Origin of the sequence: Pseudomonas sp. 25 R 14, from assembly GCF_900004755.1 — a bacterium.
GTDB classification, from domain to species: domain Bacteria; phylum Pseudomonadota; class Gammaproteobacteria; order Pseudomonadales; family Pseudomonadaceae; genus Aquipseudomonas; species Aquipseudomonas brenneri.
This window is the reverse complement of the sequence record NZ_CVTS01000062.1, coordinates 37990-56175: the sequence shown is the minus strand read 5'-3', so window position 1 is coordinate 56175 and position 18186 is coordinate 37990. Positions and strand designations below refer to the sequence as shown.

At 61.2% G+C, this 18186-nt stretch carries 16 protein-coding genes; 9 read left to right on the top strand and 7 right to left on the bottom strand.

Annotated elements, in window-relative coordinates; all coding sequences use genetic code 11:
• Positions 1-151 precede the first annotated feature (151 nt).
• From BFQ03_RS21585 to BFQ03_RS21570, 4 genes are all read left to right on the top strand, one after another.
• Positions 152-1675 (top strand): fumarate hydratase, encoded by a 1524-nt coding sequence (locus tag BFQ03_RS21585; protein ID WP_032862460.1) that lies wholly within the window; start codon positions 152-154, stop codon positions 1673-1675.
• 260 nt (positions 1676-1935) lie between these two features.
• Positions 1936-3702, top strand: a complete 1767-nt coding sequence (locus BFQ03_RS21580; RefSeq protein WP_032862459.1) for an ATP-binding protein — start codon at positions 1936-1938, stop codon at positions 3700-3702.
• Positions 3696-5030, top strand: a complete 1335-nt coding sequence (locus BFQ03_RS21575; RefSeq protein ID WP_065943995.1) for a sigma-54-dependent transcriptional regulator — start codon at positions 3696-3698, stop codon at positions 5028-5030. Before BFQ03_RS21580 ends, BFQ03_RS21575 begins: the two co-directional genes overlap by 7 nt.
• A 194-nt stretch (positions 5031-5224) precedes the next feature.
• Complete coding sequence (locus tag BFQ03_RS21570) at positions 5225-6544, top strand: MFS transporter (RefSeq protein ID WP_032862456.1); 1320 nt, start codon at positions 5225-5227, stop codon at positions 6542-6544.
• Positions 6545-6607: 63 nt separating this feature from the next.
• Here the strand turns inward: BFQ03_RS21570 and BFQ03_RS21565 are convergent, their stop codons facing one another.
• On the bottom strand, positions 6608-7363 hold the full coding sequence (locus tag BFQ03_RS21565; RefSeq protein WP_032862455.1) for a COG4705 family protein: 756 nt from the start codon (positions 7361-7363) through the stop codon (positions 6608-6610).
• A gap of 185 nt (positions 7364-7548) precedes the next feature.
• Here BFQ03_RS21565 and BFQ03_RS21560 point away from each other — a divergent pair, with 185 nt between their 5' ends.
• Positions 7549-8181, top strand: coding sequence for a flavin reductase family protein (locus tag BFQ03_RS21560; protein ID WP_032862453.1), 633 nt, complete (start codon positions 7549-7551; stop codon positions 8179-8181).
• Between the two features lie 38 nt (positions 8182-8219).
• On the opposite strand, the gene BFQ03_RS21555 is transcribed toward BFQ03_RS21560, so the two are convergent.
• Complete coding sequence (locus BFQ03_RS21555; protein WP_032862452.1) at positions 8220-8501, bottom strand: hypothetical protein; 282 nt, start codon at positions 8499-8501, stop codon at positions 8220-8222.
• 8 nt (positions 8502-8509) lie between these two features.
• Positions 8510-8851, bottom strand: a complete 342-nt coding sequence (locus BFQ03_RS21550; RefSeq protein WP_032862451.1) for an antibiotic biosynthesis monooxygenase family protein — start codon at positions 8849-8851, stop codon at positions 8510-8512.
• Positions 8852-9179: 328 nt separating this feature from the next.
• Between BFQ03_RS21550 and BFQ03_RS21545 the strand changes: the two genes are divergently transcribed.
• Positions 9180-10109, top strand: coding sequence for an AraC family transcriptional regulator (locus BFQ03_RS21545; protein WP_065943994.1), 930 nt, complete (start codon positions 9180-9182; stop codon positions 10107-10109).
• A 9-nt stretch (positions 10110-10118) separates the two neighbouring features.
• Here the strand turns inward: BFQ03_RS21545 and BFQ03_RS21540 are convergent, their stop codons facing one another.
• The 4 genes from BFQ03_RS21540 to edd all read right to left on the bottom strand — a co-directional run bounded on the left by BFQ03_RS21540 (position 10119) and on the right by edd (position 15148).
• Entirely contained in the window at positions 10119-11573 is a 1455-nt protein-coding gene (locus BFQ03_RS21540; protein WP_032862449.1) for an ATP-binding protein, read from the bottom strand.
• On the bottom strand, positions 11563-12294 hold the full coding sequence (locus BFQ03_RS21535) for a response regulator (protein ID WP_032862448.1): 732 nt from the start codon (positions 12292-12294) through the stop codon (positions 11563-11565). The genes BFQ03_RS21540 and BFQ03_RS21535 overlap by 11 nt, the downstream gene beginning before the upstream one ends.
• Before the next feature lie 74 nt (positions 12295-12368).
• Entirely contained in the window at positions 12369-13325 is a 957-nt protein-coding gene (locus BFQ03_RS21530; protein WP_065943993.1) for a glucokinase, read from the bottom strand.
• Positions 13322-15148 carry a phosphogluconate dehydratase gene (gene edd, locus BFQ03_RS21525; RefSeq protein WP_032862446.1) on the bottom strand — a complete coding sequence of 609 codons (1827 nt, stop codon included), beginning with the start codon at positions 15146-15148 and terminating at the stop codon, positions 13322-13324. Before edd ends, BFQ03_RS21530 begins: the two co-directional genes overlap by 4 nt.
• 222 nt (positions 15149-15370) lie before the next feature.
• Here edd and gap point away from each other — a divergent pair, with 222 nt between their 5' ends.
• The 3 genes from gap to BFQ03_RS21510 all read left to right on the top strand — a co-directional run bounded on the left by gap (position 15371) and on the right by BFQ03_RS21510 (position 18158).
• A complete protein-coding gene (gap, locus tag BFQ03_RS21520; protein ID WP_032862445.1) occupies positions 15371-16372 on the top strand; it encodes a type I glyceraldehyde-3-phosphate dehydrogenase in 1002 nt (333 codons plus the stop codon).
• Between the two features lie 216 nt (positions 16373-16588).
• Complete coding sequence (locus tag BFQ03_RS21515; protein ID WP_032862444.1) at positions 16589-17107, top strand: RNA polymerase sigma factor; 519 nt, start codon at positions 16589-16591, stop codon at positions 17105-17107.
• Between the two features lie 82 nt (positions 17108-17189).
• Entirely contained in the window at positions 17190-18158 is a 969-nt protein-coding gene (locus BFQ03_RS21510) for a FecR family protein (RefSeq protein ID WP_032862443.1), read from the top strand.
• Positions 18159-18186: the final 28 nt, after the last annotated feature.

Here is an 18186-nt window from a genome sequence, read left to right as displayed (position 1 = left end):
GGTGTATCGGCCACCGCGCCGGGTTATACTGCCGCGCCTTTTTAGCGTCGCGCCTGCACCACTTGGCGTGCCTTGGAAAGGTGGCTTCAGCCGACCGACGCAACACTGAAGCCACCTTTATTGAATGTTCCCTTATAGAGGAGCGCGACTCATGACCGTGATCAAGCAAGACGACCTGATTCAGAGCGTTGCCGACGCCCTGCAATTCATTTCCTACTACCACCCCGTTGACTTCATCCAGGCGATGCACGAGGCCTATCTGCGCGAAGAATCGCCGGCAGCCCGTGACTCCATGGCCCAGATCCTGATCAACTCGCGCATGTGTGCCACCGGCCACCGCCCGATCTGCCAGGACACCGGGATCGTCACCGTGTTCGTCCGTGTCGGCATGGACGTGCGCTGGGATGGCGCCACCATGAGCCTGGACGACATGATCAACGAAGGCGTGCGTCGCGCCTACAACCTGCCGGAAAACGTCCTGCGGGCCTCGATCCTCGCCGACCCGGCAGGTAGCAGGAAGAACACCAAGGACAACACCCCTGCGGTGATCCACTACTCCATCGTCCCGGGTAACACCGTGGAAGTGGACGTGGCGGCCAAGGGTGGCGGTTCCGAGAACAAGTCGAAAATGGCCATGCTCAACCCGTCCGACTCGATCGTCGACTGGGTGCTCAAGACCGTTCCGACCATGGGCGCCGGCTGGTGCCCACCGGGCATGCTCGGCATCGGCATCGGCGGCACCGCCGAGAAAGCCGCAGTGATGGCCAAGGAAGTGTTGATGGAATCCATCGACATTCACGAGCTGAAAAAGCGCGGCCCGTCCAACCGTATCGAAGAGATGCGCCTGGAGCTGTTCGAGAAGGTCAACCAACTGGGCATCGGTGCCCAGGGCCTGGGTGGCCTGACCACCGTGCTCGACGTGAAGATCATGGACTACCCGACCCACGCCGCCTCCCTGCCGGTGTGCATGATCCCCAACTGCGCTGCCACCCGTCACACGCACTTTGTGCTCGACGGTTCCGGCCCGGTTGCCCAGGAAGCGCCACCTCTGGACGCCTACCCGGAAATCGTCTGGGAAGCCGGCCCGTCGGCGCGTCGGGTCAACCTCGACACCCTGACCCCGGAAGATGTGCAGAGCTGGAAACCGGGCGAAACCGTGCTGCTCAACGGCAAGATGCTCACCGGTCGCGACGCAGCGCACAAGCGCATGGTCGAGATGCTGAACAAGGGCGAAACCCTGCCGGTCGACCTCAAGGGTCGTTTCATCTACTACGTCGGCCCGGTCGATCCGGTGCGCGAAGAAGTGGTTGGCCCGGCTGGCCCGACCACTGCTACGCGGATGGACAAGTTCACCCGCCAGATCCTTGAACAGACTGGCCTGCTGGGCATGATCGGCAAATCCGAGCGTGGCCCGACCGCCATCGAAGCAATCAAGGACCACAAGGCCGTGTACCTGATGGCCGTCGGCGGCGCGGCTTACCTGGTGGCGCAAGCCATCAAGAAGTCGCGTGTGGTGGCGTTCGCCGAACTGGGCATGGAAGCGATCTACGAGTTCGACGTCAAAGACATGCCGGTGACTGTTGCAGTCGACAGCAACGGTGAGTCGGTACACATCACAGGTCCTGCCATCTGGCAGCAAAAGATCAGTGAGAGCCTGGCGGTAGAAGTGCAGTAAGCACCTCCCAGCAAGGATAAAAGGCGACTGTGGCTCCATGCCGCAGTCGCCTTTTTTGTGGTCGCTGCAAACGCAGTCATGTGGGAGCGGGCTTGCTCGCGAAAGCGCTGAATCAGGCGCTGGATGCGTTGAATGACACACTGCTTTCGCGAGTAAGCCCTCTCCCACACAAGCCCAGCTGTCACACCAGCCCGTTCGCCACAAGATCCAAGCGGCACATGTTATGGTGCTCGCCCCCTACTGCAGCTGCTCATTCTCGTATGATCGCGATCCCTCGCCCATTGCGTCTGACCTTCTACTCCCTGCTGATTATTGCCGGTGCCGTCCTGGCGGCCAGCGTGGCCATCCGCCAGGCCGAACGCCAGTCACTGGTGGACGATGCCGGGCGCGCGAACCAGCAGTTGGCACTGTATGCCAACTCCTTGCACACCCTGATCGAACGTTACCGCGCCCTGCCCGCCGTGCTGGCCCTGGATTCGGAAATGATCCGCGCCTTGAAAGGCCCACTGGATCCGGCGACCCAGGACGTGCTCAACCACAAGCTGGAACGTATCAACGGCGCCGCGCAGTCTTCGACCCTGGAATTGATGGACCGTACCGGGCTGGCCGTGGCTGCCAGTAACTGGCGCCTGCCCAGCAGCTATGTCGGCCACAACTATGCGTTTCGCCCCTACTTCAGCCAGACCCGCAGCCAGGGCACCGGGCGTTTTTATGCGGTGGGGGTGACCACCGGGATCCCGGGGTATTTCCTTTCCAGCGCGGTAGTGGATGAGCAGGAGCAGTTCATTGGCGCCATGGTGGTCAAGCTGGAGTTCCCGGAACTGGAACGCGAGTGGGCCCAGGGCGATGACCTGCTGCTGGTCAGTGATGCACGGGGCATTGTATTTATCGCCAATAAACCCGGATGGCGTTACCGCAACCTGCGCCCGCTGTCGGCCAACGATCTGGCTGAGCTCAAGGCCACGCGCCAATACGACAAGAAACAACTGCTGCCCCTGGACACTCAGACCTTGCAGCGTTTTGACGAAAACAGTCACCTGGTGCGTGTGGCCGGCCCCGCAGGCAACGCCAACTACATCTGGGAATCCCTGCCCCTCAAAGCCGAAGGCTGGACCCTGCACTTACTGCGCAAACCCCAGGTCGCCTTTGAAGATCAGCGTAATGCTGGGCTCGCCGCCGCCGGCCTGTGGCTGGCACTGGTGTTCCTGCTGTTGTTCCTGACCCAACGCTGGCGCCTGGCCCGTTTGCGCCAGCGCAGCCGCGAAGAACTGGAGCGCCTGGTGGAAGAGCGCACCCAGGCCTTGCGCACCGCCCAGGATGGCCTGGTGCAATCGGCCAAGCTGGCAGCACTGGGACAGATGTCTGCGGCCCTGGCCCATGAAATCAACCAGCCACTGACTGCCCAGCGCATGCAACTGGCCACCTTGCGCCTGCTGCTCGATCACGGGCGCATCGATGACGCTTACCAGGCGCTGACGCCCCTGGACGATATGCTCACCCGCATGGCAGGCCTCACTGGCCACCTCAAGACCTTCGCCCGCAAAAGCCCCAGCGGCCTGCGCGAACGCCTGGACCTGGCGACCGTGGTCGACCAGTCCCTGCATTTGCTCGACGCCCGCCTGCGCGACGAAGCCATCAGCATCGTGCTCGACCTGACCCGCCCAGCCTGGGTGCGTGGTGATGCCATTCGCCTCGAACAAGTGCTGATCAACCTGTTGCGCAATGCCCTCGATGCCATGGCCAACGCGCCGCACAAACGCCTGGAAATCCGCCTGCATGCCGATCAACAACTGTGGCACTTGAGTGTGAGCGACAGCGGCGGCGGCATTGCCGAGGAACACCTGAATAATGTGTTCGACCCGTTCTTCACCACCAAACCGGTGGGTGACGGCCTCGGGCTCGGGTTGGCGGTGTCCTACGCTATCGTGCATGAACTGGGGGGACGCTTGAGTGCTGCCAACCACGGCGACGGCGCCGTCTTCACCCTGACCCTGCCCATTGCGCTGGAGGCGCCGGACCTATGCTGAACGCGGTGATCGTGGTTGATGACGAGGCCAGCATCCGCACGGCCGTCGAACAGTGGCTGAGCCTCTCTGGTTTTGAGGTGCAACTGTTCAGCCGTGCCGAGGACTGCCTGGCTCACCTGCCCAGGGATTTCCCCGGGGTGATTCTCAGTGACGTGCGCATGCCGGGCCTCAGTGGCCTGGAGCTGCTGGCCGAGGTGCAACGACGCGATGCCGACCTGCCGGTGATCCTGCTGACCGGTCATGGCGACGTCCCCATGGCCGTCGAAGCCATGCGCGACGGCGCCTACGACTTCCTCGAAAAGCCCTTCAGCCCCGACGCCCTGCTCGCCGGCCTGCGCCGAGCCCTGGACAAGCGCGGCCTGATCCTGGAAAACCGCCGCCTGCACCAACAGGCCGATCATCGGGCCAAGCTCGAATCGAGCCTGCTGGGGGTGTCCCGCAGCCTGCAAACGTTGCGACGCCAAGTCCTGGATTTGGCGACCCTGCCGGTTAACGTACTGATCCGTGGCGAAACCGGCAGCGGCAAGGAGTTGGTCGCCCGTTGCCTGCACGACTTCGGCCCCCGGGCGAAGAAGCCGTTTGTCGCCCTCAACTGTGCGGCGATCCCCGAGCAACTGTTTGAAGCCGAACTGTTTGGCCATGAAAGCGGCGCCTTCACCGGCGCCCAGGGCAAGCGCATCGGCAAACTGGAGTACGCCGACGGCGGCACGCTGTTTCTCGACGAGATCGAAAGCATGCCCCTGGCCCAGCAGGTCAAGCTGCTGCGGGTGCTGCAGGAGCAGAAACTCGAACGCCTGGGCTCCAACCAGAGCATCAAGGTGGACCTGCGCATCATCGCCGCGACCAAGCCCGACCTGCTGGACGAAGCCCGCGCCGGCCGCTTTCGTGAAGACCTGGCTTATCGCCTGACCGTTGCGCAATTGCGCCTGCCGCCGTTGCGCGAGCGCCGCGAAGACATTCCGCTACTGTTCGAACACTTCACCCAGAGCGCCGCCGAGCGCCTGGGCCGGGATGCCGCGCCACTCAGCGGGCCGCAACTGGGGCGGCTGCTGAGCCATGACTGGCCGGGCAACGTGCGCGAGTTGGCCAACGTTGCCGAACGCCAGGTGCTGGGCCTGGGTGAACCGGAGCCGGAAGGTATCGAGGCAGGGCAATCCCTGGCCGCGCAGCAGGAAGCGTTCGAGGCCCACTGCCTGAAAGCCGCATTGACCCGGCATAAAGGCGATATCAAGGCCGTGCTGGCCGAGCTGCAACTGCCACGGCGCACCTTCAATGAAAAGATGCAGCGGCATGGGCTGACCCGGGAGATGTTTCTTGCGATGGATTGAGGGGGCTCATGAGGACAACCGCCATAAGCGGATTTCCGCTCACCACCAAAAAAACATCAGCGGCTTTCCGCTCAAAAAAATTCCTACACCCTTCTAGAACGGGCCTTCAGCCAATTGGCACAGCTCCTGCTATAGCCCCAACCAGGCTGCGCTGACGCGCGCTCCACAAAAACAATGACATGAAGGATCCTTCAATGGATAACTCCAATTCCCTGCCTCTGGGGTCGGCTGCCGTGCCGGCAAAAGAACGCACTACCTCCAGCCGGATCAAGTCGATCTTCAGCGGATCGGTCGGCAACATGGTCGAGTGGTACGACTGGTACGTCTACGCCGCCTTCTCGCTGTACTTCGCCAAAGCCTTCTTCCCCAAAGGCGACACCACTGCCCAACTGCTCAACACCGCCGCGATCTTCGCCGTGGGCTTTTTGATGCGCCCGATTGGCGGCTGGTTGATGGGCCTCTACGCTGACAAAGTCGGGCGTAAAAAGGCCTTGATGGCCTCGGTCTACCTAATGTGCTTCGGCTCATTGCTGATTGCACTGAGCCCTGGCTATGAAGTCATCGGCATCGGCGCGCCGATCCTGCTGGTATTTGCCCGTTTGCTGCAGGGCCTGTCGGTCGGCGGCGAATACGGCACCTCAGCCACTTACCTCAGCGAGATGGCGACCAAAGAACGTCGTGGTTTCTACTCCAGCTTCCAGTACGTGACCCTGATCTCCGGCCAGCTCATAGCCCTCGGCGTGCTGATCGTGCTGCAACAAACCCTGACTACCGAACAACTGTACGCCTGGGGCTGGCGTATCCCGTTCGCCATTGGCGCCCTGTGTGCGGTCGTAGCGCTGTACCTGCGACGCGGCATGGAAGAAACCGAATCGTTCACCAAGAAGGAAAAAGCCAAGGAAAGCGCCATGCGCACCTTGATGCGCCACCCCAAGGAACTGATGACCGTGGTCGGCCTGACCATGGGCGGCACCCTGGCCTTCTACACCTACACCACCTACATGCAGAAGTACCTGGTGAACACCGTCGGCATGAGCATTTCCGACTCCACCACCATTTCTGCAGCCACACTGTTCCTGTTCATGTGCCTGCAACCGATCGTCGGCGGCCTGTCGGACAAGATCGGTCGCCGGCCGATCCTGATCGCCTTCGGTATCCTCGGGACGCTATTCACCGTACCGATCCTCACCACCCTGCACACCGTGCAGACCTGGTGGGGCGCGTTCTTCCTGATCATGGCGGCGCTGATCATCGTCAGCGGCTACACCTCGATCAATGCCGTGGTGAAGGCCGAACTGTTCCCTACCGAAATCCGCGCACTGGGTGTAGGCCTGCCTTACGCGCTGACTGTGTCGATCTTCGGCGGTACCGCTGAATACATCGCCCTGTGGTTCAAGAGTATCGGCATGGAAACCGGCTACTACTGGTATGTGACGGCGTGTATTGCCGTGTCGTTGCTGGTCTACATCACCATGAAAGACACCCGCAAGCACTCGCGGATTACCACGGACTGACCGTTCGCCTGGTGTAAAAAAGGGGCCATGTCAGCCAATGACATGGCCCCTTTTTTCATCGTGTCAGGAAAGCTCTGCCACCGGCTGGCGGCTATCCCTGCGCTGTACATACCAGGCGCCGGCGATCATCACCAGCAGCACCGCCGCCAACACCGCCGACGAGCCAACGGTGCCAAAGTCCAGGCCGCCCTTTTCATGGGGTTTGGTCAGGAAGTCCCCAAGGGTCGCACCAAAGGGACGGGTCAGTACAAACGCGACCCAGAACAACACCACCGACGAAACCGTCGTGCAGTACTTGAGCGCCACCACCAGCAGGATGCTCGCGCCGATCAACATGGCGCCCCCGGCAAAGCCCAGCCCCGAGTCATCGGCGAGGAAATCCCCCAGCGCCGTGCCCAAGGTGTTGGAGAGCAGGATGGCGACCCAGTAAAACAGCTCGCCACGCGGGGTCTGGACCTTGTTCACGTTCAACGAATCGCCGCTCAAGTGCCAGAGGGCAAAGATCATCAGCAACAGCACAATCAGGATCATCGAACCAGAAGCGTACCCAAGGCCCAGGGTACGATCCATAAAGTCAGACATTGTGGTGCCCGCCGTGCTCGTCGACAGGATTACGATCCAGTACAGCACCGGGTTGTAGGTTTTCGACCACAACTGTGTCAGCAAGGTGATCAGGAACACACTGAGCAGGATCATCGAACTGATCGCATACCCGACGTTCAGGGTCATCGACAACAAGTCCCCAGCGGTTTCGCCCAGGGTGGTCGCACAGATTTTCATGACCCAGAACGCCAGGGTGATCTGAGGAAGTTTGTTCATTGTGCAGAAGGCTCCAGAGTTCAGTCTCGAAAGGCCGACTCATGGGGGGTATCGACCTGGCGTGCAGACTGGCCGTGCAGCTGTGAAAAATAGGTGGGCGATGAATGAAAATTCCATACGGTCTGTGGAAATCCTGCCCTTGGGGTTGCACTATTGCGCTTTTCCCCGCAACAGGAACACCGGCCATGCCTGACGACATCCACTTCTACGAACCCGCCAACGGCCACGGCCTGCCCCACGACCCGTTCAATGCCATCGTCGGCCCACGGCCGATTGGCTGGATTTCGTCCCAGGACAACGAAGGCCGCCTGAACCTGGCGCCCTACAGTTTTTTCAACGCATTCAACTACATTCCACCGATCATTGGTTTTTCCAGCGTCGGGCGCAAAGACAGCCTGAAGAATATCGAACAGACCGGCGAGTTTGTCTGGAACCTGGCCACGCGCCCACTGGCCGAGCAGATGAACCAGAGCTGCGCTGCCGTTTCACCTGAGGTCAACGAGTTTGAACTGGCCGGGCTGACGCCGGTGGCGTCCAAGGTGATTGCCGTACCACGGGTGGGCGAGAGCCCGGTGTCGTTCGAGTGCAAGGTCACGCAGATCATTCAACTGCAACGGGCCGACAAGGAACTGGTACCTAGCTGGCTGGTGCTCGGCGAAGTGGTCGCGGTGCATATCGCCAAGTGGTTGCTCAAGGACGGGGTGTACGACACCGCTGCTGCCGAGCCGATTTTACGCGGTGGCGGCCCGGCGGATTATTTCCAACTGGGCCCGCAAGCGCTGTTCAAGATGTACCGCCCAGGCGCCACCAAACCCTGACTGAAATGCAATCAAAACTGTGGGAGCGGTGGTGTGCTTTAGTTGGTTGCGGTCGCCCAGGCCAACTGGCCCTCTTCATCGATATCGATCAAGCGCTCCAATTGCTGGGCCGCCGCATCATCGGCGTCATCGGCAGTCTTGAACAGTTGGCCATCAAGGATCTTGTGAAAGCGCGGTGCGCTCATGCCATCCAGTGCCTTGACGGCAATGGCGGCGCTATAGCCACCCTGGTCTTCGCGCACGAGGGCGGAAACAGCTTCGTGGTGGGCAAACTCTTTACGTGCCATGTTGCAGGTCCTGGCCAATGGAAAGTCGGCCATTCTAAACCCTAACCGGCCAGTTGCAGGTACTCGCCGTAGGCATCCAGGGCAGACGCGTCGGTGAAGGTCCGGAAGTCCATGCTGCGCACGACCCTGTCGTTCAACAACTCGGTAAACAACATCAGGGCCGGCGAGCTGAAGTAGGCACTCATGGCTTGCTCGCTGCTCCAGAAACCTGAAACCAGCCATACGTCGGGGTCAATCTGGGAATGCTGCAACGAGAACTGCAGGCAACCCTGAGCCTGGCGGCCCGGTTCGATCAAACTGCTCAAGCGTGCACCCAGTTCGGTGCTGCACCCGCTACAGGCGCGGATAAAGGCCATATGGCTCGCGGGAATGGGGGTGGACATGTTCGACTCTCCCGTTGAGAAGTGATGCTCGGCAAGCACTGTGAGGGCGTGTTGCCACAGGATCAAAGATACGGGCGCGGGTGCGGGCAGAGTTAGTCGATTCCTGCTGGCTTATTGCACAATCCTGCCAGAGGCGTAGATAGACAGTTCGGCCCCAGGCTTTACTCAGAGTCCATACGCCTTGTTTCAGGCAGATGACAGGCCGTATTGCTTGCCTGATTCAAGAGACGCCGCAGGATCAGGCAAGGATTGTGCAGAATCGACATAACGCGATTGCAACTGCCACCGCTAAGCTAAGCCCATCCAAGAAGCATGCAGAGGACGCCCCATGCCGTCGCCCGAACACCCGCCCATTCCCCTCGATGCCGAAATGGAGAAGCAGCGCGCCGAACTGGCCGGCATCGTGCACCGGCATACCTGGGAAGACGGTTCCTACGGCACGTCGATCACCTCGCTGTACCTCAACCGCCACAACACACCGCGCGACTTCATGCCGGTGCTGGTGGAGCCCGCCCTGTGCATTCTCGCCAACGGCAGCAAGGAAGTGCGCCTGGCCGATGAAATCTTTGCCTATGACCCGCTCAACTACCTGGTGTTCTCGGTCGCGATGCCGGTGGCCGGGCGGATCATCGATGCCACGCCCGAAGATCCCAACCTGTCGGTACGGATCAATATCGACCCGGCGCAACTGACTGCCTTGATTGCCGAAGCCGGCCCGATGGGGGTGCCCACGCGCCCGACATCCCGTGGGATGTATGTCGACCAGATCGACACCCAACTGCTCGACGCCGTACTGCGCCTGGCGCGTTTGCTGGATACGCCCAAAGACATTGCGATGCTGGCGCCATTGATCAACCGCGAAATTCTCTACCGTTTGCTGCGTGGGCCCCAGGGTTATCGGCTGTATGAAATCGCCGTGGCCAACAGTCAGAGCCACCGGGTCAGCCGTGCGATCACCTGGTTGAACAGCAACTACGAGCAGCCGCTGCGCATCGATGACTTGGCCAGGGAAGTGAATCTCAGCGTGTCGACCCTGCATCACCGCTTCAAGGCCATCACCGCCATGAGCCCGTTGCAGTACCAGAAGCAGCTGCGTTTGCAGGAAGCACGGCGGCTGATGATCGCCGAGGGCCTGGAAGCCTCGGCGGCCGGTTATCGGGTGGGGTATGAAAGCCCATCGCAGTTCAGCCGGGAATACAGCCGCCTGTTTGGCGCGCCACCGCTTAGAGATTTAGCCAGACTGCGCCAAAGCATCTGACCCACCGCTTCAATCGGGTGTGCGGGGCAACTGCAAGGTCACCCGTAGGCCACCTTCGCGCAAATTCTGCAGGCTGACTTCGCCGCCATGGCTGTGGGCGATGTTGCGCGCAATCCCCAACCCCAAGCCATAGCCCTGCTGCTGCCCGGCCAGGCGAAAGTGCGGTTCAAAGACCTGTTCCAGGCGCTGCTCCGGCACCCCCGGTCCTTCGTCATCCACATGCAGGATGAACTGCGCGCCATCGTCTTCGATATGCAGATGGGCGTTCTGCCCATACTTCAAGGCGTTGTCGATCAGGTTGCCAATGCAGCGCTTGAGCGCCAGCGGCTTGCCCGAATAGGCCGTCAGCGCCCGACCATGCTGGGTCACCCGCCCATTGCCATTGGGCGCCAGGTACGGCTCCACCAGGCAGTCGAGCACATGATTGAGGTCCACCGGCTCGATGTTCTCGTGGATATCGGTGTCCTTGACGCACTGCAACGCACCTTTGACCAGCAGTTCCAGCTCGTCCAGGTCACGGCCGAACTTGGCTTGCAGCTTCTCGTCCTCCAACAACTCCACACGCAAGCGCAGCCGTGTGATCGGGGTGCGCAGGTCGTGGGAAATCGCACTGAACAACTGGCTGCGCTCGGTCAGGTAGCGGCTGATCCGTTCGCGCATGGCATTGAACGCACGGCCCACTTCCACCACTTCGCTGCCGCCGCCTTCGGCCACCGGCTCTACGTCGGCCCCCAGGGACAGGTCCCGCGCCGCGCGTGCCAGACGCTTGAGCGGGCGGCTTTGCCAATGCACCAGCAACCCGATAAACAGCAGCAGAAACCCGCTGGTCAGCACGATAAACCACACTTGCTGGGACGGCAGGCCTTGCTCTTCAAGGCTGGTGTAAGGCTCGGGCAAGAGCGATGCGATGTACAACCACTCGCCAGCCGCCAACTGGATCTGCGTGACCAGCACCGGTGGATTGACCGGTTCCAGGGTCAACGCGTAATGCGCCCAGGAACGTGGCAGCTCATCGAGTTTCAAGCCGGCATTGAAGATGCGCAGGTCTTCGGCGCTGACAAACTCCACCGAAAAATGCACGTTGCTGCCCAGGGTCTGGCGCAAGACTTCATCCACGGCACCGAGCACCGCAAGCTTGCGTGGCGTTTGCGGCAGCACTTCCATATCCAGCGGCTTGTCATTGAGCGTCACCACAAAACGCGTGCCGCCCATGCTGCGCAATTGGTCCAGCACCAGCGGCCGATAAGCCACTGGCAACGAGCGGAAATAACTGACGCTGGCAGTCATCGAATGCGCCAGGCTACGGGCACTGGTGACCAGGCCTTCAAGCTGGGTGGCGCGCAACTGCGACACCCAGATCACACTGGACAAGGCCTGGGCAAACAGCACGGCCAACAGGGTCAGCAGCAGCATGCGCCCCAATAATGAACGCGGGACCGGAATGCGCCGGCGTTCAGTGGGCATTGCTGGCAACCACACTGGCCGCCAGTTGGTAACCGCTGCCACGCACGGTGCGGATCAGCCGTGGAGGTTTCTCGGTATCGCGAAGGCGTTGGCGCAGACGGCTGACAGCCATATCGACAATCCGGTCGAGGGGCATCAGGTCGCGGCCACGGGTGGCGTTGCCAATGGTGTCGCGATCAAGGATTTGCTGCGGATGATCGAGGAACAGCTTGAGCAGGGCAAAATCGGCCCCGGAGAGGATGACTTCCTCGCCGTCGAGGTGGAACAGCCGGTGGCTGATCATGTCCAGCCGCCACTCATCGAATACCAGCACATCACCACCGCTGCGCTCCTGGCCAAACTGGCAGCGCCGCAGCAATGCCTTGATCCTGGCCTGCAACTCACGCGGGCTGAAGGGCTTGCCAATGTAATCGTCGGCGCCCAGTTCCAGGCCGATCACTCGGTCGGCCTCATCGGAACTGGCGGTCAGCATGATGATCGGCACCTGGGCCTGGCGCGGGTGTTGGCGCACCCAGCGGCAGAGGCTGAAACCATCTTCGTCCGGCAGCATCACGTCGAGGATCACCAGGTCGCACGGTGCCTCGTCCATGGCCTGGCGAAACCCTGCGCCATTGGACACACCCCGCACCTGGAAGCCGGCGCGACTGAGGTAGGTTTGCAGCAACTCGCGGATTTCCTCATCGTCGTCGACGAGGAGAATGGATTTACTGATTACGCTCACGGGGGCCTCCTTGTTGTTATGGGGTGCTCTCTAGGGCCTCATCGCGGGCTTGCTCGCGATCGGGCCATCACTGCCTACGCAAAAGCCTGCTCCAACGCCACACCCGCTCCAGTCAACCCGGAATACGGCGCCGTCACCAACCACACCGGAATACCCTTGAAGTAGTCACTCATGCAGCCTTTGTCAGCAAAACTCTTGGCAAAACCACTGTTGATAAAGAAATCGGCAAACCGTGGGATCACCCCGCCTACGATGTACACGCCACCCCGGCCACCCGTGGTCAGCACGTTATTGCCCGCCACGCGGCCCAGCCAGATGCTGAACTGATCGAGGACTTCCAGCGCGACCGGATCGCCGGCCAGGCCCGCCGCCGTAATCGCCTCGGGCGTTTCGAGCACGGCCTGATGACCGTCCACCGCGCAGATCGCCCGGTACAGACGCGGCAGGCCACCACCGCTCAGGGCGGTTTCAGCACTGACATGCCCGATTTCGTTGTAGATGTGCTGCCACAACTGGGTTTCCCGCGGGCTGCTCAGGGGCAGGTCGACATGCCCACCCTCCCCTGGCAACGCCGCCCAGCGGCCTGCGCCCAGATCCAGCAAAGTGCCGACACCCAAGCCAGTGCCCGGGCCAATCACCACCGCCGGGCGCAACGGCTCCGGCGTGCCTGCGCACACCACGCGATACTCATCGGGTTGCAGGCGCGTCATGCCCAGGGCCATGGCCGAAAAATCATTGACCAGCAACAACTCGTCCACCTGCAGGTTTTTGCAGAACGCAGCCCTGCTCAGGCGCCAATGGTTGTTGGTGAACTTGAACTCATCACCACTCACCGGCCCCGCCACCGACAGGCACACCGCGCCAATGGAACCTGGCGCCAGGCCTTCCTCCTTGAGGTAGACCTGGATCGCATCCTCGGGGCTGGCGTGATCTACCGTGGCCAGCACCCGGATCGAATGCAGTTCCTGGTCCCGCCACAACGCAAACCGGGCGTTGGTACCGCCGATGTCACCAACCAGCGCAAGCTTCACTTAAGTGTCTCCAGGGCAGAGGTAAAGGCGCTGGCGCCCTGCTCTGCGGAGCTTGCGGCCAGACGCATGAATGCAAACAGCTCACGCCCCGCCCCCACGTTATTGCCCAAAAGGCCCGTGGCAGGTGTGCGCGCGGCAAATTCTCCGGCGTCCACCTTAAGCTCCAGGGTGCCTTTGACGCCATCGACGCGAATGATATCGCCATCCATGACCCGCGCCAGCGGCCCGCCGCTCTGGGCTTCGGGGTTGACGTGAATCGCGGCCGGGATCTTACCCGAGGCGCCGGACATGCGCCCGTCTGTCACCAGCGCGACCTTGAAGCCTCGGTCCTGCAGGACACCCAGGAACGGGGTCATCTTGTGCAGCTCCGGCATGCCGTTGGAGCGCGGGCCCTGGAAGCGCATCACCGCGACAAAATCCTTCTCCAGTTGGCCGGCCTTGAACGCATCGGCCAGGTCTTGCTGATCCTGGAATACCACCGCCGGCGCTTCGACGATTTGATGTTCAAGGGCCACAGCCGAGACTTTCATCACTCCGCGGCCAAGGTTGCCTTCCATCACGCGCAGCCCACCTTCGGGGGAGAACGCACGGGCCACCGGGCGCAGGATGGTTTCGTCGAGGCTTTCGATCGGGCCGTCGCGCCACACCAGTTCGCCGTCCACCAGGAATGGCTCCTGGGTGTAGCGGCTCAGGCCACGGCCCGCGACGGTGTTGACGTCTTCGTGGAGCAAGCCGGCTTCCAGCAGTTCGCGGATCAGGAACGACATGCCGCCCGCCGCCTGGAAGTGGTTGATGTCAGCCTTGCCGTTCGGATAGACGTGGGACAGGGTCGGCACCACCTCGGAGAGGTCGGCCATGTCTTGCCAGGTCAGGATGATGCCCGCCGACATGGCGATGGCCGGCATGTGCAGGGTGTGGTTGGTGGAGCCACCGGTGGCGTTGAGGGCCACGATGGAGTTGACCAGGGATTTTTCGTCGACGATCTCGCCAATCGGCGTGAAGTTACCGCTGGCCTTGGTCAGGCGCGTGACCTGGTGCGCGGCCTCACGGGTCAGCGCATCACGCAGCGGCGTGTACGGGTTGACGAACGAAGCGCCCGGCAAATGCAGGCCCATGACTTCCATCAGCAACTGGTTGGTGTTGGCGGTACCGTAGAAGGTGCAGGTGCCTGGGCTGTGGTAGGACTTCATCTCCGATTCCAGCAACTCTTCGCGGCTGGCCTTGCCTTCCGCGTAACGCTGGCGCACATCGGCTTTCTGTTTGTTGGAGATCCCCGACGGCATCGGCCCGCCCGGCACGAAGATCATCGGCAGGTGGCCATAACGCAGGGCGCCCATCATCAGGCCGGGGACGATCTTGTCGCAGATGCCCAGCATCAGCGCAGCGTCGAACATGTTGTGGGACAGCGCTACCGCCGTGGACATGGCAATCACTTCACGGCTCAGCAGGCTCAGCTCCATGCCGGGCTCGCCCTGGGTCACGCCGTCGCACATGGCCGGGGTGCCGCCGGCAAACTGACCGACGGAGCCAATCTCGCGCAGGGCCTTTTTGATCTGTTCGGGGAAATGTTCGTAGGGCTGGTGCGCCGAGAGCATGTCGTTATATGACGAAACAATTGCCACGTTGGCCGCATTCATCATTCGCAGACTATTTTTATCTTCAGTGCCGCATCCGGCCACGCCGTGGGCAAAGTTGGCGCATTGCAGCTTGCCGCGCATCGGCCCGTCGCTGGCCGCGCCGCGAATCAGCGCAAGGTACGCCTCACGGGTGGCCCGGCTGCGGGCGATAAGGCGTTCGGTGACCTCAAGTACGCGGGGATGCATGTGTAGAACTCCAGGCTAACGGATGTGGCGACCTGAAAGTCTATGCTGGTCAAAAGCCCGCCGCGCAAAGGTTGGCAGGGAGTTACTTGACCAATCGGACCAGTTGATTCAGGTCACTCGTTGTAGATTGAACAAAATATTGCCACTAAAAAGGCTTGTTTTCTATTTTTATGCGAATAATCTTGTAATTCTTACAACAAATCGACGACAGGCGCTTTTCAAATGACTCTTCGAATCGCAATCAATGGTTTTGGCCGTATCGGCCGCAACGTCCTGCGCGCACTTTATACCCAAGGCTACCGCCAGGATTTGCAGATCGTCGCCATCAATGATCTGGGCGACAGTTCGATCAATGCCCACCTGCTTAAATACGACACCGTCCATGGCACTTTCGATGCAGAGGTCGCCCACGATCAGGAAAGCCTGACCGTCAATGGCGACCGGATTGCCGTCAGTGCCATTCGCAACCCCGCCGACCTGCCGTGGGCTGCACACAAGATTGACGTGGTATTCGAATGCACCGGCCTGTTCACCGACCGTGACAAGGCCGCCGCCCATATTAACGCCGGCGCACGCAAGGTGATCATCTCTGCCCCCGCCAAGGGCGCGGATGCGACGGTGGTCTACGGGGTAAACCATGACATTTTGCGTCAATCGCACCAGATCATCTCCAACGCGTCCTGCACCACCAACTGCCTGGCACCGGTCGCCCAGGTGCTACACCGCGAGCTGGGCATTGAAAGCGGCCTGATGACCACCATCCACGCCTACACCAATGACCAGAACCTGACCGACGTCTACCACACCGACCCATACCGCGCCCGCTCGGCCACGCAGAACATGATCCCGAGCAAGACCGGCGCCGCCGAAGCCGTGGGCCTGGTGCTGCCGGAACTGGCGGGCAAGCTGACTGGCATGGCGGTGCGGGTGCCGGTGATCAACGTGTCGCTGGTGGACCTGACCGTGCAACTGAAAAAAGAAGCCACGGCAGAGGAGGTCAATGCACTGCTCAAAGAAGCCAGCCAGCACTCGAAAATCCTTGGCTATAACACCCTGCCGCTGGTTTCCAGTGACTTCAACCATAACCCGCTGTCGTCGATCTTCGACGCCAACCACACCAAGTCCAGCGGCAAGCTGCTCAAGGTACTGGCCTGGTACGACAACGAATGGGGCTTCTCCAACCGCATGCTGGATAACTGCCTGGCGCTGTGTAACGCCGAGTAACCCGCTGAAAACCTGATTGACCCAATCACTGTAGGAGCGAGCTTGCTCGCGAGAAACGCAGAGGCACCACGCTAACTCAGAATGCCAGCGTTATCGTTGACGACCTTCGCGAGCAAGCTCGCTCCTACAGGGTTGAGCGGAATACAGCAAAGTGCCACTTGCCATTTGCGCTGATGATAAGCATTATCATTCGCTACCAATCGGTCTGGTACCCTCGTGAGCCTATCTCGCTTCAACCAAGTCTTCCTCAGCCAACGGCTGGTGCTGTTGCGAACCTTGCAGCGGATGGTGAACAACCACAGCACCGCCGAGGACCTGTTGCAGGAAACCTACCTGCGCGTCACTCGGGCCCTCAGCGAACGCCCCATTGACCATCTCGAACCTTTTGTCTTCCAGACCGCACGTAACCTGGCGCTGGACCATCTGCGCTCGCGTCGGATTCAATCGCGCACCTTGCAGGAAGATGTCCCAATGGATGTCCTGCAAAGTGTCGCCTCCCCGGTCACCACCCCTGAAGATGCCGCCCACGCCGAGCAATTGCTGGAGCACCTGAGTGTCAGCCTTGGGCAGTTGAGCGCCCGCCAGCAGCAAATCTTTATCCTCAGCCGCCTGCACGGCTGCAGCTATCAGGAGATCGCCGACCAGTTGCAGGTGTCCTTGAGCACTGTGCAAAAGGAACTGAAATTGATCATGGCCATCTGCATAGGTGTGGCCGAACGACTCGATCACCCTTAAGCTTTGTCGGGACAAGCCGACAGAAATGTCACAAAAATACGTAAGACATTGAATAAAACGTGGCGAAGACCCGAGGAACACCGTGACGGACCCGAACAACCTGCACCCCCATGAGTTGGCTCATGAGGTGTTGCAACATGCGGCCATGGACCAAGCCCTCGACTGGCTGATTGTCTTGCAGTGCCCGCAGCCTGGCCAGCAAGCCGAGTTTCAGGCCTGGCTGGCTGCCGACCCGAGTCACGCCCAAGCCTTCGCCAAAGCCCAGGCTGCCTGGGGCGGTGCGCCTGTGCACAGCGCCGCCGTGGCCCTCAATGCACCACGCAAACCCAGCGCCTGGCGGCGGATCAAGCCGCACTGGAAACCCCTGGCCACGGCGGCGGTGTTGCTGCTCGGGCTGTTCAGCTTCAGCAACCTGCCGGTGCGTCTGCAGGCCGACCATTTGACCGTGGTCGGCGAGCGCCAGCGCCTGCAACTGGATGACGGCTCCAAGGTGCTGCTCAATACCAATTCGGCGTTTTCCAGCACCATTGATGAGCATCAGCGTATCGCCCGCCTGTATCAGGGCGAGGCGTTCTTCGAAGTCGCGGCCAGCCGTGGCCTGCCCCTGCAAATCGACGCCGGCCCGGTGCGCGCCAGCGTCAGCGATACGGCATTTGCCGTGCGTTACCTCAACGGTGAGGCGCAGGTCCAGGTGCAACGCGGGGATGTCGACCTGAGCACCACCTTCGGCAATAACCGGGTGCGCCTGAGTGCCGGCGAGAGCATCCGCGTCGGCCCCAAGGGCTTCGGCCAACCGGCCAAGCTCGATGCCACCAAGGAGCTGGCGTGGGTCCAGGGCCGGTTGATCTTTGAAAACTGCCCGATGAGCGAGGTGCTGGCTGAGCTGCGGCGCTATTACCCGGGCTGGATCGTCAATACCAATGAGCAATTGGCCAGCGTCGCCGTGACCGGCAATTACCGCCTGGACCAGCCGCTGGACGTGGTGCGCTCCCTGGCCCACATCACCTCGGCCAAGCTCTCGGAGTTCCCGGCGCTAGTGATTCTCAACTGAGAATAATTATTTTTACTCGATAGCCCCT